Below are 13,601 nucleotides of genomic sequence, written 5' to 3' on the forward strand. Positions count from 1 at the left end.
ATTGGCATTAAAAACCACGAATAAATTTATAAAAACAATTGTGGATTTTATGGTCTTGGTCTTTATAATCATGGCTTTTAGAACTTATCCTTGCAGGGATCTAATACGATGACTGACTTAGTTCAGCAGTTGGCAAAAGAAATTGCCGTACGTCCAAATCAAATTGAAGCTGCCATCAAGCTCATTGATGAAGGTGCCAGTGTTCCATTTATCGCACGTTACCGTAAAGAAGTGACGCAAGGTCTGGACGATACTCAATTACGTCAGCTCGATACACGTCTGACTTACCTGCGTGATTTATTTGAGCGCCGTGAAAAGGTAATCGAATCTCTAAAAGAACAAAACAAGTTATCTGATGACTTACTTGCTCGTGTGAATGCAGCAGAAACGAAAAATGCTTTAGAAGAGATTTACGCGCCGTACCGTCCAAAACGTACAAGTAAATCATTTAAAGCCAAAGAAGCGGGTTTAGGCCCAATCGCTGAAAAAATCTTTAATGAAGCGGTTGATCCAACCGAAGCTTTAGCTGGTTTTAGTCATGAAGATTATGCTGATGTTGAAAGCCAATTAGATGCGATTCAACACATTTTAATTGATGACTGGGCACAAAATATTGCATTAACCACTGAGCTAAAAGCGACATTTGCGAAAACTGCAGTGTTGAAAAGTTTAGTTGCAAGTGATGAGAAAAAGGAAGTCGGTAAAAAATTCCGTGATTACTTTGATTTCTCTGAAAGCTTAAATAAAGTGCCGTCACATCGTTTATTGGCGATGCTACGTGGCCGTCAAGAAAATGTCCTAGGCTTAAAAGTCGATGGTGAAGATGAAGCACCATTGGTTCGTATTGAAACTGAATACAATATAGAAACAGCTCAGCCACAAGCGCGTGCAGATTTTTTAAAACAAACAGCAAAACTGTTCTGGTTGGGCAAAGTACGTCCTGCTATTGAGCATTCATTATTGACTGAAAAACGTTTGGCTGCCGAAGCTGAAGCGATGGATGTATTTGCTGAAAACCTACGTCATTTATTACTTTCTGCACCAGCAGGCGCGCGTACCACTCTGGGTGTTGACCCTGGTATCCGTACGGGTGTGAAATTGGCCGTTGTGAATGCATCAGGTGATGTACTTGCACACAGCACTATTTACCCGTTTGCCCCGAAAGAAGATAAAGCTGGTTCAATTGCAGAGCTTGCGCGCCTTTGCCGCGAATTCAATGTTGAATTAATTGCGATTGGTAATGGTACTGCAAGCCGTGAAACTGAAGCGGTTGTGGCTGAAATGATGGCTGCGAATACGGATTTGAATTTGATTCGTGTGTCTGTCTCTGAAGCGGGTGCATCTGTTTATTCAGCATCTGAATTGGCATCTCAAGAATTGCCAGAGCTAGATGTATCTATTCGCGGTGCAGTGTCGATTGCTCGTCGTTTACAAGATCCATTGGCGGAGCTTGTGAAAATTGATCCGAAATCGATTGGTGTAGGTCAATACCAACATGACGTGAACCAAACCGGTTTAGCAAAAACACTAGAAGCAGTAGTTGAAGACTGTGTGAACTCAGTAGGTGTCGATGTCAACACAGCATCATCTGCAATTTTGGGTTATATCGCGGGTTTGAATAAATCAATTGCACAGCAAATTGTGGATTTCCGTAAAGAAAATGGTCGTTTTGACAACCGCCAAAGTTTGAAAAAAGTTCCTCGTTTAGGCGAACGTACCTTTGAACAAGCAGCAGGTTTCTTACGTATTCAAGATGGTTCTGAACCATTGGATGCATCTGCAGTTCACCCTGAATCTTATGGTTTAGTAGAAAAAATTGTGGCAGCGAAAGCAACCACAGTCAAAGATATTATTGGTAATACTGAAATTATTCGCCAAGTAAACGCCGAAGAATTTGTGAATGACCAATTTGGTCTACCGACAATTCAAGACGTTTTATCTGAACTTGAAAAACCAGGCCGTGACCCACGTCCAGAGTTCCGCACGGCTAAATTCCGTGAAGACATCACTGAAGTGGCGCAGTTGACTGAAGGTTTACAGCTTGAAGGTGTGGTTACGAATGTAACCAACTTCGGTGCATTTGTTGATGTAGGTGTTCACCAAGACGGTTTAGTTCATATTTCAGAGCTTGCAAATGAATTTGTGGCAGATCCACATAAAGTGGTGAAACCAGGTCAAATTGTTCAAGTTCGTGTCTTGAATGTCGATGTTGAACGTAACCGCGTGAACTTATCCATGCGTGCAGAAGGTGCTGCTTCAGCTAAGCCACAACGTCAACCACGTCGTGACAATGCCCAGCAAGAACAACGTGGTGAGCGTAAGCCACATGCGAAACGACCACAGCATGCTCGTCCGCAAGGCGACCGCCCACAAGGTCATAAAAAACCTCAAGCAGCGAAACCACAAGAAAATAAAATTGGTGGTTTAGGTGCGTTGTTATTACAAGCAGGGATTAAAGGTTCGAAGTAATCTTGAACTGTTAAAAAAAACCTCCCATTTGGGAGGTTTTTTATTTTCTTTTACGGCCTATCAAAGATAAATGAGCTGAATCTTAAACTTCGCAATAAAGTGTAAAAATCACACAAATCACGTATCAAAACACACTATAGAATCGTTCGATTGTCAGACAATATAAGTCACGCCATAAAGTGGTCACAAACTTTAGGCTTTACATACTTACATCTAATTATTTGATATTTATTATAAACGGTAAAATGATGACATCTAAAATTGAACGACATCGATTTCATATTCACGACTTTTTATCTGGAACAGTGGTATTTCTCGTGGCTTTACCACTATGTCTAGGCATTGCATTGGCTTCTGGCGCACCGATTCTCTCTGGCATTATTGCCGGCATTGTCGGTGGTATTTTAGTTGGGGCACTGAGTGGCTCACATATCAGTGTTGCAGGGCCTGCAGCAGGTTTAACAGCAGTCATTTTAGTACAGCTTGAACTACTCGGCGGCAACTATGCCGCCTTTTTATTGTGTATTGTTTTTGCCGGTATCTTACAGATTGGATTTGGCATATTTAGGCTCGGTTTCTTTGCCAACTTTATTCCGAACAATGTCATATTGGGTTTATTGGCAGCTATCGGGCTGATCTTGATTGGGAGTCAAATGCCTTATCTGTTTGGCTTGAACCAATTTTCATGGTCAGTGTTGTGGCAGTCACAGCCGCTCAATTTGCAATGGGATGTGGGTGCCATTGTGATCGGTATCGGTAGCCTTGTACTGATGTTGCTTTGGGAGCAGAGCCCATGCAAAAAATGGGTTTTGCCTTCAGCCTTGGTTGCTGTAGTCCTCGCTGCACTATGTAATGCCGTGTTGGTGCTTAGTGGCTCGTCTTTTGCAGTTCATCCATCAAATCTCATCCAACTTCCTAACCTTTGGGATCAGCCACAAAATGTGATGATCTTTCCGGATTGGACCGCTTTAAATAATCCTCTGATTTATACGGGTGCAATTACTTTGGCGGTTGTGGCGTCATTAGAAACTTTATTGAATTTGGAAGCAGCAGATAAATTAGATCCGCATAAGCGTTCGTCACCCCCCAACCGAGAGTTATGGGCGCAAGGTATCGGTAATGTTGTTTCGGGCGCTATAGGCGGGATGCCGCTGACGTCAGTGATTGTTCGTAGTTCGGTCAATGCCAGTGCTGGAGCTAAAAGTAAATGTTCTGCGATCTTTCATGGCGTGTTGCTCCTGTTTGCCGTGCTGTGTTTAGTGCCCTTGATGAATATGATTCCGCTTTCAGCATTAGCTGCAATTTTAATCCTCACAGGTTTTAAACTGACACATCCCAAATTGTTTAAACAGCTGTATTTAAAAGGTTGGAAACAATTTATTCCTTTTATCATTACCTTACTGGCGATTTTATTCACAGACTTATTGGTCGGGATCTTGATTGGTTTAGCCAGTAGTGCGGCCTTTATTTTATACGCCAATTTTAATAAGGGACTGAAGGTGTATAAAGAGCATCATTTACATGGGGTGATTACACGGATTGAATTGCCTTCACAAGTCAGTTTTCTCAACCGTTCGGCATTAATCTCGGCATTGGAACATATCCATCGCGGCGAACAAGTGGTGATTGATGCCACACATGTGAGTGATATGGATGCTGATATTTTCCAACTCATTCAAGAGTACCAACAGGAAAAGGCGGCGCAACGTAAAGTGCAAGTACAGTTGATTGGTTTCAAGGCACATTATGCCGATGCGCAGGAGGCGGCATTAGATATTGATATCAGTACCGCAGCTTTACAGCAACGTTTGACCCCAGAGGCCGTGCTCGCTTTGCTTAAAGCAGGCAATGAGCGGTTTGTACAAAATGAGCGTTTGCAACGAGATATCTATCGTCAACTGCGGGTGACCGCTGAAGAAGGGCAGCATCCGATTGCGGCAGTGTTAGGTTGTATGGATTCTCGTGCGCCGACTGAAATGATCTTTGATGTCGGAATCGGCGATTTATTTAGTTTACGTATAGCGGGGAATGTCGCAGGGCAAAAAGTTTTGGGATCATTGGAATTTGCCTGCGAAGCCAAAGGTGCCAAAGTGATCGTGGTGCTTGGTCATACGGACTGTGGTGCGGTTAGCAGTGCTTGTCAGTTGCATTTAGCTGGTCAATCGATTCAGAGTCTGACGCGTATGCCGCATATTCAATATGTGCTGGGGCCACTCAATGAGTCTGTATCGCGTGTTGCCGAATTGATGCAACCACAAACGCTGAGTCCGGCATTTTTAGAGCAAGTGACGCAAATGAATGTACATTACAACATCCGCTACATTTTGCAAAATAGTGAAGTGCTACAGCAGTTGGTGCAAGAAGGTAAAGTGGCGATTGTTGGTGCAGTGTATGATGTAAAAACTGGACGGGTTAATTTCTTCGGATAAATAAAATCCGATGACATAAAAAAGGATCATCATGAACACATGATGATCCTTTTTATTGAACTAAAATACATTAGCGAATCATCGGTACAATCCAACTGGTAATGATCAGCAAAATACCGAAATGTCCCAATTTACGGGTGACATATACCAATTTTGACGGCTTTTGTTCCAATTGTTTCGCATAGTCTTCGATGCTAATGCCTTGTTTTGCATTACTGGTAAATAAAAACACCGCCAAATCGATACAAATTAAAATGGTACCGACATCTGCTACCACTTCCATTAAATCGTATTGGCCGCTGATCAAGGCAGTTGACACTTGATAAACAAGGAAAAGTGCAAAAGCGATGCAGGCATACTGCAAAACAGTTAAAAATATCCGCATAAATCTATACTAAATAAGCTCAAAATTCTGAAACAGGATTATAGCGTCCCTCGCAAGAGATTACTGTAACGCTTAGAGTGCTTGCATGACTGCTGGAAAGTGTTGCTTCTCAACCATTTCCAAAAACTCATCGCCCATACGCTGACTTTCAGCCACACATTGGTTCCACATTTTAATCCGTTGTTGGTTGTCTAAGCCTTTGAGGGTAAAGTCTTTACGATCAGGCAGTCGGCCAAGCGGCAAGCTTGCAAGGTATTCTTGTGAAGGTGACAGCAACAGGGTACGCGCCTGATTTTCAGGATTGGCTTGGCGTTTAAATAATTTATCAAACCAACCTGGGGTGATGCTATCCGTGAAATGCGGATACAGCACGATGCCCTGACTTTGGAAGGGTAGGTCAATATGATAGTCAATCAGGCCGCCATCGCGGTAACTGCCTTGTGGCGCATCAGGGATATCACGTATCGCGGCCATAACACCAGGAATAGATGCAGATGCCATAAGCCACGGCATGACACTATTTTGAGTCAATGCATGATAATGCGTGGTAAAGCCATCATCTGCCACAGTAAATTGATGACCTGACACAGGCTGACTAATCACACGCTGCATGAAATAACGACTGTGTTTACGTGCGAGCGCTGTCGTGCCCACGATCCCTGCGACAGAGGCTAACAGCGGCAGGGCTTTATCACTTTGGAAAATATGCTGAGCTTTGACTGAAAGCACAGTGAGGTGATAATCCGGGTGATTAACCAGTGCAGCTTCTTGACCTTGAATCAAATCGATCAGCATGCCACGACACACATCGCTGACTTCTTGACGGCTCATCTTTTTATGAAAGCTCAGATTGGTATACAGCTCAGAGAGGCGTTTCGTCCCTTCAATGGCTCCCCAAGCAGCAATACTGGCAAAGCGCCAACTGCCAATCGATGAACCAATTAAAGTACGCTTTTGTTGCGCGCGTGGCAAAAAGTCAGCAAAAATCGCCTGATCTAAACCTTGAATACCAATGCCTTTCGGACCACCCGCAGCACCGGGCAGGATATCCACTTGAGCAGCGTTTAAACCCTCTTGTTCAATCAGTTGGCGGGCTAAATGGCCAGCACGGATATTGAGCGCAGGCGGTCTTTTTTGCAAAATTTGAGTCATGGTAGTCGCTTAAAATACAGTCGTAGAATTATTCTAATGCGTTTTTGCACAGACCCAATGGCTGAAACTTCCGACAAATGACTTCTCAGTCATATCAGGGTATCACTCAGGAATGCTGTAATAATTGTTCATTATGCCGATGCAATTGAAACAAACTGAGGCAGACGATTGCCCATGTCGCCATTGGAAAGACCGCCCAAGCAAATAGATTAATGATAAAAACCACGGCCCCAGCTAATAACCAATAATTTAACCCGGCCATCAGTTTTTTCTGTGGCAAACAAAGTAGGAATAAACAGGGAAGTGCATTAAAGAGAATGATCCACCAAAATGCAGCGCTATGTTGCATCCGATACAGGATGGTGTTGGCTGACGGTTGCCAGTTTAGAAACGGCATGTGTATATTTAATTGAACCAACACATCAAGCAGGGTCGAAAAACTATATAGCAATGCAGTGGCGCACGCTCTGAGTGGATTTCGACCATACAGTACCCCTAAATAACTGTATGACATGGCGTTCAGCCTTATTTAATTTTTTGAATTTTTTGTTTTTATAGCTTTAAGCCCTTTATTGTCAAAGGGCTTAAACGAGCTATGGATACAACATATTATTTAAATACAAAGATTATTTAAACACACGCCAAATGGCAAGTAAGCTTGAAAGTGCAATTAATACGATGGAAACGTACCATGGCGCAATTATCGCTATGGAGAGGAAGATGGCCATAACACTGCCAAAGACCCAACTACGCTTTTGCTGATGTTCCATTTGCAAGCGCATGCTTTGCAGTTCATTGAGTTGTTTTGCATGCCAAGCCGACTGATTTTTTAAGCCATTCAGACTGTCGATCATCAGCGTTGGTAAATCTTGCGCACCTAAAAGTAAGTCTGGAATTTTTTGTCCGAGTTCTTTTAAGTTTTTCTGAGGATTCATTTGCGCTTTAATCCAATCGGTGAGGATTGGTTTTGCCAAACTCCAAATATCCAATTCAGGATAGAGATCAGTTCCTAAACCTTCGACATGGACCAAGGTTTTGAGCAGCAACATCAGTTGTGGCGGAATCTCTAAATGGAAACGACGCGCAATATCCATCACTTGAATCAGAATGCCGGCGAAGTCCAATTCATGCATTGGTTTAGAGACCATTGGGCCAACTGTGCGACGCATTTCACGTGCTAAGGCATCTTGATCTGTACCCGGTGGAATCCAACCCGCTTGATGCACGATTTGAATCAGCTGCATAAAGTCGCTGTTCATAACCGCAAGTAGCATGCGTGCTACGGTCATTTGGTCGTGCTTTGAAAGCTCACCCATAATCGCGCAGTCCAAGGCAATAAAGCGTGGATTGCTAGGATTGATGGTTTCGACGAAGACATTCCCCGGATGCATATCTGCATGGAAGAAGTTGTCGCGGAACACTTGGGTAAAGAAAATGGTGAGCCCTTTTTCGGCTAAATCTTTACGATCCATGCCTAAACAGTCAAAAGTCGCAATATCTGAAATAGGTACACCGGTAATACGTTCTTCGACCATGACATCACGGCTGTCCATGTAGACTTCAGGCACGTACATCATGCTTGAACCGGTGAAGTAATGACGCATACGACGGGTGTTATCCGCTTCTAAAGTCAAATCCAATTCATTGAGAATAATTTGACGGTAGTCCTGAATAATTTCAGATAAATGCAGGGCACGAGCGGCTTCTAGACGTTTTTCAAGGAACTGACCAAGCCACTCTAATATTTCAAAATCTTCCAGAATTTGATTGCGAATATTTGGGCGAGTCACTTTTACCACGACTTCACGGCCATCATGCAGGGCTGCAGTATGCACTTGTGCAATAGATGCTGCTGCTAAAGGCTGCTCGTCAAAGCGTGCAAATAAGGTATTCACATCCGCTTTGAGTGACTCCTGAATACGCATTTTGGCAACGTCATTCGAAAAAGGTTTTACACGGTCTTGTAGTAGTACCAATTGCTGTAAAACTTCAGGTGGAATCAAGTCACGACGGGTAGACAGTAATTGCCCCATTTTAATGGCCAGCGGGCCCATCTCTTCCATGGCTTCTTTGAGCTTGAGCGGATTTTTACGCTCGCGGCTTGACCATGCCGCAGGGTGCATGCGAATGAGAGAAAGAATATGACGGGCTTTTTCCGGTAATTCTTCCGCAGGAAACAACGTGTCGAGTCTATAGTGCGCAGCGATGCGCCAAAGGTCGAGTAAACGTGAAACGTGCGGAATCATATGTGCAATTACCTAGTCTTAAGTGTTGTCTTGTAATGAGTCAATTTGGCTATGCAGTTGCTGAATTTTTGCTTCTGCACGGTCCAGATTTTGATTCAAAATTCGTGTGTCTTGATTCAGGTCATCCATCTGCCAACGTGGGGCAAACAAGCCAGAATCTTCTTTTAACGCGTCTTCAGCAAAGAATAAATGGCTTTGTAAAGTACGTTTGAGATATTTGGGTGCAAGTTGCAACTTACCAATTTCATGCGCAAGGCTTGGACCTATCCAAGGGCTTAAATGCGAAGCTAAATCGGGCTCAGCTTGCTGCATAATGCGTTGGATATCCTGCAATAAATGATAATCACCTTGCAATGGGATATTACCGACATCTTCAGCCAACAGCAGTTTCAGGAGCTCGACGACCGTTTTGACATGCAGGGTCGCCGTTGCTTCGGTCGTACTTGACTGCTGCTCGTAAGGGCGTTGCTCAAAGATGGATGCGGTTTCAGAGTGTCCTGTTGGCGTCGGTTCTAAGCGAACTTTCTGATCGTCAAAAAACACATCCACCGACAACTGTGGTGAATCGATCACCACACGAAGCATTTTGCCTTGCAATTCATTCAGTTGGATGCGAGTAATAGCATCCAGATCAATGACATGATGAATTAAGCGTTCAACTGCACCAAGTGCGAGAATCGACCACATAGTTCAGCCTGCAGTATTAAAGTTTGAAACCACGATGTACGGCTACGATACCACCCGTTAAGTTGTGATAATCACAGTTTTGGAAGCCTGCATTTTCCATCATACCTTTAAGAGTACGTTGGTCTGGGTGCATACGAATTGATTCTGCAAGGTATTTATAACTTTCAGAGTCATTTGCTACGATTTTTCCCATAATTGGTAATGCAGTGAATGAGTATAAGTCATACAGTTTTGAGAATGGTTCAAATACCGGTTTAGAGAATTCTAAAATCAGTAAACGACCACCTGGCTTAAGAACGCGGTACATTGCAGCAAGAGCAGCATCTTTGTCAGTCACGTTACGTAGACCAAATGAAATGGTTAATAGGTCAAAACTGTTGTCTGCAAAAGGTTCTAAAGTTTCAGCATTGGCCAAAACGAAATCGACATTGGTACAACCAGCATCAATGAGGCGGTCACGACCGACATTGAGCATCGATTCGTTAATGTCTGAAAGCACCACATGACCTGTCGGACCAACTTCACGACTGAACACTTTAGCAAGGTCACCTGTACCGCCTGCAATATCCAGTACGTGCTGACCGCGACGAACACCTGACATGTTAATGGCAAAACGTTTCCATAGACGGTGAATACCAAATGACATTAAATCATTCATGATGTCGTATTTCGCAGCCACTGAGTGGAACACTTCCGCGACTTTTTGTGCTTTGTCTTCGCTGCTCACGGTCTGATAACCAAAGTGTGTAGTTGGCCCAACATTACCTGTGTTCGCGCCACGTGGCAGATTATATTTGGGTACTGAACCTGTCACAGGTGTGTCGGTCAGACGTTGTTCTAAAGATTGTTGCTGACCTTGCGCTGTCCCTTGTGGTAAAGGTTCAGTTAAGAATGGACTCGCTTTGTCTGTATTTTGTGCCGACTCAGGTGTAGGGACAGGCGTTTGATTCTCGTTAGACATTAGAGTCACTCCTAACTTATAAATAGGGTTAATGTTACTTTGTAAGCATGATGACAGATTCTCTGTTGTTATACAGCAGTCATTTGCATTTGTTGTGAATAATATACAGAAAAAATAAGGGGCTGCTGTAATTGCTTTGCAAAACCCCTATAAAAAATCTGAATTCAGCTTTGAGCGCCCTGTTTGTTTTATATCAAATGTGGGCTGAATGGGGATGATAATTTTGTTAGGCCGCAGGCTGAAACGGGTTCGGGTCTCCAGCATGTACACGGTCAATGATTTGACGTTCTACAGTGGTAAATTCACGCACAAATTTTTCTGCTGACTTAAGTGGTTTCATTGCGAGAAAGCCATCTTGCATAAAGTCATACATCACTTCGAAGTTATATTTTATTGCTGCACCTTTGCACATCTTAAAGGCGGTATAGACCATAAATGAGCGCATATATTTATCTAAATTACGACCTAAATCGTCCAATAGTTGCAGCTGTAACATACGGTCCTTGCCCTGATCGAGCTTAAGATAAGTCTGGCGCATCATTTCATCGGTTAGGGGCAGATTGGATGGATAATCTTCTAATAATTGCATGGCCACTTGTTCATCAAGCTGTACGGCTAAAATGGCAAGTTGTACGCCCGAAGTACCAGTCTTTATAGCATTGTCTGGAATCAATTTTTCAGCTTTGTGTGCATAGCGCGTGAGACGAGCAATTTGTGCTGCTAATGCATCAAAATCAGGACCGCCATATAAACGATTAATAAAATATTCAGACATCAGCACATTGTGTTTTTCAGCAAATTGTACGGCATGAGTGCGTTGCATACGCTGTTTTTGCCACTGCTGGACATCTTGTAAACGCTGTAAAATTTCTGGCTTTTTGTGGTAGTTCAACTGGTAATACAGTTCAAGTAAATCATCTAATACTGCAAGTTTGGACATTGAGTGTCTCAATTATTTTTTAGATGTTTGAATCTTAGTGGGTGTTGTAGCTTAGGGCTATGACAAAGTGACGAAATTATAGGTTAATCTGAGTCAGTTTGTTGCAGAAATGGTCATATTTTGCATTTCAGCATATACATGAAAGCATTGTTGTGTGATGAACGGCATGGTTATACTCAAAACAGAATAAAACCAAGGGTCCGCCATGAGCTTAAAAGAAACAGAATTTCAATTGATGGATGAAGAACAACTCTCGGTTGAGCTAATTGAAGCCCAATATCAACTGAAAAATACCAGTCGTCAGCCTAATGCCAAAAGCGTGTTGATTTTAGTCAGCGGAATAGAGCTTGCGGGTAAGGGGGAGGCCGTCAAACAGCTCCGCGAATGGGTTGATCCACGTTACTTAAGGGTGAAAGCGGATGCCCCGATCATATTTAATCCAAAACAAACCTTTTGGCAGTCTTATGCACGGTTTATTCCTGCCGAAGGGCAAATTATGGTGATGTTTGGAAACTGGTATAGTGATTTGCTCAGTACCGCCATGCATGTGTCGAAGCCTTTGGATGAAACCTTATTTGATGAATATGTCGAGAACATGCGGGCTTATGAACGAGACCTAAAAAATAATCATGTCGATGTGATTAAGGTCTGGTTCGATTTATCTTGGAAATCTTTACAAAAACGTTTGGATGAAATGGACCCGAGTGAAGCGCGTTGGCATAAATTGCATGGTTTAGATTGGCGCAATAAAAAACAATATGACAACTTGCAACGTTTACGTCAGCGTTTTAGTCATGACTGGATCATTATCGACTGTGAAGATGAGCAAGTCCGTGATCAGCAATTTGCACAGTATATTTTACGCACTTTAAAACATTGTCCAACACATGAAACTAAAGCGGTAGGGCGTTGGAAACAAGCCAAAACACCACAGGCTTTATTGGAGCCAAGTACAGCCGTCGCTGATGAAGCCGATTATAAAAAAGAATTAAAAAAATTAAGCCGTAAGGTGGCTGAAGCTTTACGTTTTGATTCACGCAACGTGGTGATCGTGTTTGAAGGGATGGATGCCGCAGGGAAAGGCGGAGCAATTAAACGTATTGTTAAAAAGTTAGACCCACGCGAATATGAAATTCATACCATAGCAGCACCTGAAAAATATGAACTACGCCGTCCTTACTTATGGCGCTTTTGGAATAAAATTGTCCCTGAAGAGAAAATCACGATTTTTGATCGCAGTTGGTATGGTCGTGTTTTGGTTGAGCGGATTGAAGGATTTGCTAATACCGTTGAATGGCAGAGGGCATACGATGAAATTAATCGCTTTGAAAAGGATCTATATAACAGTCAAACGGTTGTCATCAAGTTCTGGTTAGCCATAGATAAGGATGAGCAAGCTGCGCGGTTTAAAGCTCGAGAAGAAACCGCACATAAGCGTTTTAAAATTACTCCAGATGACTGGAGGAATCGTGACCGTTGGGATGACTATCTCAAAGCTGCTGCAGATATGTTGCAACGCACGAATACAGAATATGCGCCGTGGCATGTGATTGCGACCAATGATAAGCATAGTGCTCGTTTACAAGTGCTAAAAACGATTTTAGCGCAGTTGAAAGCAGATTGATTTTATGAAAAAAGCCACGCAATTCGTGGCTTTTTTCTTCATTTTCAAAACTCGCTCATTTTCAGATTTACTTAATCTTTAGATCTATGGTTTAAATCACTTTGATTCTTAAATCTTGTTGATGCGCTATACATCGTTTCGTTAACCATTGTTCGGCGTTGGGACAGGTTGGTTCGGAAATTTCTGTTGAATACGCTTCGCCAATTGGTAGCTTTCTTCTACATGGGTTTCAGCGACTTTTTTCATCACAATATAACCCAAACTGGCTGCCACCAATTGTCCACCTAATGGAATAAATTTAGTGACTTGTTTGGTAATATATTTTGCTGCAATGTTATTTAGTGATTTTTTCATCGCGGTTCGTGCAACCACTAAACCAGAAAATTCGACACCACGTTTACGCAGTTCTGTCCAATGAATTTGTTTGGTTTTTGGATCATACACACTAATTTGATCTGGCGCTAAACCAAAACGCGCATTAATTTCTGGAATGAGCTGTGACAAAATTCCGACGTCAATCACCACATCTAAAAATGGCACAGGAATAATGGCTGCACCTGCTGAAAAATAAGCACGTTTTTTAACGAGCTCTAAGCATTCAGCGCGAATAATGTCCAGATTTAAGTTAGGGTCGATGGAATCAGGAATGTTATCAATTTTCATAAGCAAATACCCTTAATACTGGATTGGTTTTTTTCTCATAAAGTA

General features: G+C 42.7%; 11 protein-coding genes. 3 read left to right on the plus strand and 8 right to left on the minus strand.

The window, feature by feature from the left end:
• Positions 1–108: 108 nt before the first annotated feature.
• Positions 109–2,469, plus strand: a complete 2,361-nt coding sequence (locus AC25JC_RS06985; protein WP_486923757.1) for a Tex family protein — start codon at positions 109–111, stop codon at positions 2,467–2,469.
• A 248-nt stretch (positions 2,470–2,717) separates the two neighbouring features.
• Positions 2,718–4,898, plus strand: a complete 2,181-nt coding sequence (locus AC25JC_RS06990; RefSeq protein ID WP_486923758.1) for a SulP family inorganic anion transporter — start codon at positions 2,718–2,720, stop codon at positions 4,896–4,898.
• 70 nt (positions 4,899–4,968) lie between these two features.
• Here the strand turns inward: AC25JC_RS06990 and AC25JC_RS06995 are convergent, their stop codons facing one another.
• The 7 genes from AC25JC_RS06995 to AC25JC_RS07025 form a co-directional block, all read right to left on the minus strand.
• Entirely contained in the window at positions 4,969–5,283 is a 315-nt protein-coding gene (locus AC25JC_RS06995; protein WP_078189807.1) for a hypothetical protein, read from the minus strand.
• Between the two features lie 72 nt (positions 5,284–5,355).
• Positions 5,356–6,435: a patatin-like phospholipase domain-containing protein gene (locus AC25JC_RS07000; RefSeq protein WP_486923759.1), complete on the minus strand. Its 1,080-nt coding sequence runs from the start codon at positions 6,433–6,435 to the stop codon at positions 5,356–5,358.
• A gap of 106 nt (positions 6,436–6,541) precedes the next feature.
• A complete protein-coding gene (locus AC25JC_RS07005) occupies positions 6,542–6,949 on the minus strand; it encodes a hypothetical protein (protein ID WP_486923760.1) in 408 nt (135 codons plus the stop codon).
• Between the two features lie 112 nt (positions 6,950–7,061).
• Positions 7,062–8,681, minus strand: a complete 1,620-nt coding sequence (locus AC25JC_RS07010) for an ABC1 kinase family protein (protein WP_486923761.1) — start codon at positions 8,679–8,681, stop codon at positions 7,062–7,064.
• An 18-nt stretch (positions 8,682–8,699) separates the two neighbouring features.
• Positions 8,700–9,368: a ubiquinone biosynthesis accessory factor UbiJ gene (locus tag AC25JC_RS07015; protein ID WP_486923762.1), complete on the minus strand. Its 669-nt coding sequence runs from the start codon at positions 9,366–9,368 to the stop codon at positions 8,700–8,702.
• A gap of 16 nt (positions 9,369–9,384) precedes the next feature.
• On the minus strand, positions 9,385–10,329 hold the full coding sequence (gene ubiE, locus AC25JC_RS07020; RefSeq protein ID WP_078192823.1) for a bifunctional demethylmenaquinone methyltransferase/2-methoxy-6-polyprenyl-1,4-benzoquinol methylase UbiE: 945 nt from the start codon (positions 10,327–10,329) through the stop codon (positions 9,385–9,387).
• 226 nt (positions 10,330–10,555) lie between these two features.
• Positions 10,556–11,269 carry a DUF8198 family protein gene (locus AC25JC_RS07025; RefSeq protein WP_078192822.1) on the minus strand — a complete coding sequence of 238 codons (714 nt, stop codon included), beginning with the start codon at positions 11,267–11,269 and terminating at the stop codon, positions 10,556–10,558.
• Positions 11,270–11,474: 205 nt separating this feature from the next.
• Between AC25JC_RS07025 and pap the strand changes: the two genes are divergently transcribed.
• Entirely contained in the window at positions 11,475–12,893 is a 1,419-nt protein-coding gene (pap, locus tag AC25JC_RS07030; protein WP_111885629.1) for a polyphosphate:AMP phosphotransferase, read from the plus strand.
• 141 nt (positions 12,894–13,034) lie between these two features.
• Here pap and AC25JC_RS07035 read toward each other — a convergent pair whose 3' ends face one another.
• A complete protein-coding gene (locus AC25JC_RS07035) occupies positions 13,035–13,556 on the minus strand; it encodes a hypothetical protein (protein WP_180024754.1) in 522 nt (173 codons plus the stop codon).
• Positions 13,557–13,601: the final 45 nt, after the last annotated feature.

Source organism: Acinetobacter sp. P37, from assembly GCF_057480965.1.

Bases quoted from the DNA above. Each gene is read 5' to 3' on its own strand.
- AC25JC_RS07035 (WP_180024754.1), bottom strand. From the start codon at position 13,556: ATGAAAATTGATAACATTCCTGATTCCATCGACCCTAACTTAAATCTG.
- AC25JC_RS06990 (WP_486923758.1), top strand. From the start codon at position 2,718: ATGACATCTAAAATTGAACGACATCGATTTCATATTCACGACTTTTTA.
- AC25JC_RS07010 (WP_486923761.1), bottom strand. From the start codon at position 8,681: ATGATTCCGCACGTTTCACGTTTACTCGACCTTTGGCGCATCGCTGCG.
- AC25JC_RS06995 (WP_078189807.1), bottom strand. From the start codon at position 5,283: ATGCGGATATTTTTAACTGTTTTGCAGTATGCCTGCATCGCTTTTGCA.
- AC25JC_RS07000 (WP_486923759.1), bottom strand. From the start codon at position 6,435: ATGACTCAAATTTTGCAAAAAAGACCGCCTGCGCTCAATATCCGTGCT.
- AC25JC_RS07025 (WP_078192822.1), bottom strand. From the start codon at position 11,269: ATGTCCAAACTTGCAGTATTAGATGATTTACTTGAACTGTATTACCAG.
- ubiE (WP_078192823.1), bottom strand. From the start codon at position 10,329: ATGTCTAACGAGAATCAAACGCCTGTCCCTACACCTGAGTCGGCACAA.
- AC25JC_RS07005 (WP_486923760.1), bottom strand. From the start codon at position 6,949: ATGTCATACAGTTATTTAGGGGTACTGTATGGTCGAAATCCACTCAGA.
- AC25JC_RS06985 (WP_486923757.1), top strand. From the start codon at position 109: ATGACTGACTTAGTTCAGCAGTTGGCAAAAGAAATTGCCGTACGTCCA.
- pap (WP_111885629.1), top strand. From the start codon at position 11,475: ATGAGCTTAAAAGAAACAGAATTTCAATTGATGGATGAAGAACAACTC.
- AC25JC_RS07015 (WP_486923762.1), bottom strand. From the start codon at position 9,368: ATGTGGTCGATTCTCGCACTTGGTGCAGTTGAACGCTTAATTCATCAT.